Annotated in this window: 1 rRNA gene; it reads right to left on the bottom strand. The window is 52.9% G+C overall.

What is annotated here, in order from left to right:
- Positions 1-39 precede the first annotated feature (39 nt).
- Positions 40-2,968, bottom strand: a 23S ribosomal RNA gene (locus ICW23_RS18650).
- Positions 2,969-3,046 lie beyond the last annotated feature (78 nt).

Raw genomic sequence — 3,046 nt, 5'->3', positions numbered from 1 at the left:
TTCTCTCAAAACTAGATAACAGTAAGCATACATTCAAAAATGGTTAAGTCCTCGATCGATTAGTATCTGTCAGCTCCATGTGTCGCCACACTTCCACCTCAGACCTATCAACCTGATCATCTTTCAGGGATCTTACTTCCTTGCGGAATGGGAAATCTCATCTTGAGGGGGGCTTCATGCTTAGATGCTTTCAGCACTTATCCCGTCCGCACATAGCTACCCAGCGATGCCCTTGGCAGAACAACTGGTACACCAGCGGTGCGTCCATCCCGGTCCTCTCGTACTAAGGACAGCTCCTCTCAAATTTCCTGCGCCCGCGACGGATAGGGACCGAACTGTCTCACGACGTTCTGAACCCAGCTCGCGTACCGCTTTAATGGGCGAACAGCCCAACCCTTGGGACCGACTACAGCCCCAGGATGCGATGAGCCGACATCGAGGTGCCAAACCTCCCCGTCGATGTGGACTCTTGGGGGAGATAAGCCTGTTATCCCCGGGGTAGCTTTTATCCGTTGAGCGATGGCCCTTCCATGCGGAACCACCGGATCACTAAGCCCGACTTTCGTCCCTGCTCGACTTGTAGGTCTCGCAGTCAAGCTCCCTTGTGCCTTTACACTCTGCGAATGATTTCCAACCATTCTGAGGGAACCTTTGGGCGCCTCCGTTACCTTTTAGGAGGCGACCGCCCCAGTCAAACTGCCCACCTGACACTGTCTCCCCGCCCGATAAGGGCGGCGGGTTAGAAGGTCAATACAGCCAGGGTAGTATCCCACCGATGCCTCCACCGAAGCTGGCGCTCCGGTTTCCAAGGCTCCTACCTATCCTGTACAAGCTGTACCAACATTCAATATCAGGCTGCAGTAAAGCTCCACGGGGTCTTTCCGTCCTGTCGCGGGTAACCTGCATCTTCACAGGTACTATAATTTCACCGAGTCTCTCGTTGAGACAGTGCCCAGATCGTTGCGCCTTTCGTGCGGGTCGGAACTTACCCGACAAGGAATTTCGCTACCTTAGGACCGTTATAGTTACGGCCGCCGTTTACTGGGGCTTCAATTCGCACCTTCGCTTACGCTAAGCGCTCCTCTTAACCTTCCAGCACCGGGCAGGCGTCAGCCCCTATACTTCGCCTTACGGCTTCGCAGAGACCTGTGTTTTTGCTAAACAGTCGCCTGGGCCTATTCACTGCGGCTCTCTCGGGCTTGCACCCTAACAGAGCACCCCTTCTCCCGAAGTTACGGGGTCATTTTGCCGAGTTCCTTAACGAGAGTTCTCTCGATCACCTTAGGATTCTCTCCTCGCCTACCTGTGTCGGTTTGCGGTACGGGCACCTCTCACCTCGCTAGAGGCTTTTCTTGGCAGTGTGGAATCAGGAACTTCGCTACTATAATTCGCTCGCCATCACAGCTCAGCCTTCACGGGAAACGGATTTGCCTATTTCCCAGCCTAACTGCTTGGACGCGGATATCCAATACCGCGCTTACCCTATCCTCCTGCGTCCCCCCATTGCTCAAATGGTGAGGAGGTGGTACAGGAATATCAACCTGTTATCCATCGCCTACGCCTTTCGGCCTCGGCTTAGGTCCCGACTAACCCTGAGCGGACGAGCCTTCCTCAGGAAACCTTAGGCATTCGGTGGAGGGGATTCTCACCCCTCTTTCGCTACTCATACCGGCATTCTCACTTCTAAGCGCTCCACAAGTCCTTCCGGTCTTGCTTCACAGCCCTTAGAACGCTCTCCTACCACTGTTCGAAGAACAGTCCGCAGCTTCGGTGATACGTTTAGCCCCGGTACATTTTCGGCGCAGAGTCACTCGACCAGTGAGCTATTACGCACTCTTTAAATGGTGGCTGCTTCTAAGCCAACATCCTGGTTGTCTAAGCAACTCCACATCCTTTTCCACTTAACGTATACTTTGGGACCTTAGCTGGCGGTCTGGGCTGTTTCCCTTTCGACTACGGATCTTATCACTCGCAGTCTGACTCCCAAGGATAAGTCATCGGCATTCGGAGTTTGACTGAATTCGGTAACCCGGTAGGGGCCCCTAGTCCAATCAGTGCTCTACCTCCGAGACTCTTACCTTGAGGCTAGCCCTAAAGCTATTTCGGAGAGAACCAGCTATCTCCAGGTTCGATTGGCATTTCACCCCTACCCACACCTCATCCCCGCACTTTTCAACGTGCGTGGGTTCGGGCCTCCATTCAGTGTTACCTGAACTTCACCCTGGACATGGGTAGATCACCTGGTTTCGGGTCTACGACCACGTACTCATGCGCCCTATTCAGACTCGCTTTCGCTGCGGCTCCGCATCTTCTGCTTAACCTTGCACGGGATCGTAACTCGCCGGTTCATTCTACAAAAGGCACGCCATCACCCGTTAACGGGCTCTGACTACTTGTAGGCACACGGTTTCAGGATCTATTTCACTCCCCTTCCGGGGTGCTTTTCACCTTTCCCTCACGGTACTGGTTCACTATCGGTCACTAGGGAGTATTTAGCCTTGGGAGATGGTCCTCCCGGATTCCGACGGAATTTCACGTGTTCCGCCGTACTCAGGATCCACTCTGGAGAGAACGAAGTTTTGACTACAGGGCTGTTACCTCCTATGGCGGGCCTTTCCAGACCTCTTCATCTACCTCGTTCCTTTGTAACTCCGTACAGAGTGTCCTACAACCCCAAGAGGCAAGCCTCTTGGTTTGGGCTGATCCCGTTTCGCTCGCCGCTACTCAGGGAATCGCATTTGCTTTCTCTTCCTCCGGGTACTTAGATGTTTCAGTTCCCCGGGTCTGCCTTCTCATATCCTATGTATTCAGATATGGATACCACTCCATTACGAGTGGTGGGTTTCCCCATTCGGAAATCTCCGGATCAAAGCTTGCTTACAGCTCCCCGAAGCATATCGGTGTTCGTCCCGTCCTTCATCGGCTCCTAGTGCCAAGGCATCCACCGTGCGCCCTTTCTAACTTAACCGTTAAAAAGAATCACTACGTGATTTCTTGCATTACAATTGAATGTGAATTACTTCTGTTATCTAGTTTTCAAAGAACA

Origin of the sequence: Bacillus sp. 1021, from assembly GCF_014534735.1 — a bacterium.
Taxonomy (GTDB): domain Bacteria; phylum Bacillota; class Bacilli; order Bacillales; family Bacillaceae; genus Bacillus; species Bacillus siamensis.
The sequence above is the reverse complement of the archived record's forward strand: the minus strand, read 5'-3'. Positions and strand labels throughout refer to the sequence as shown.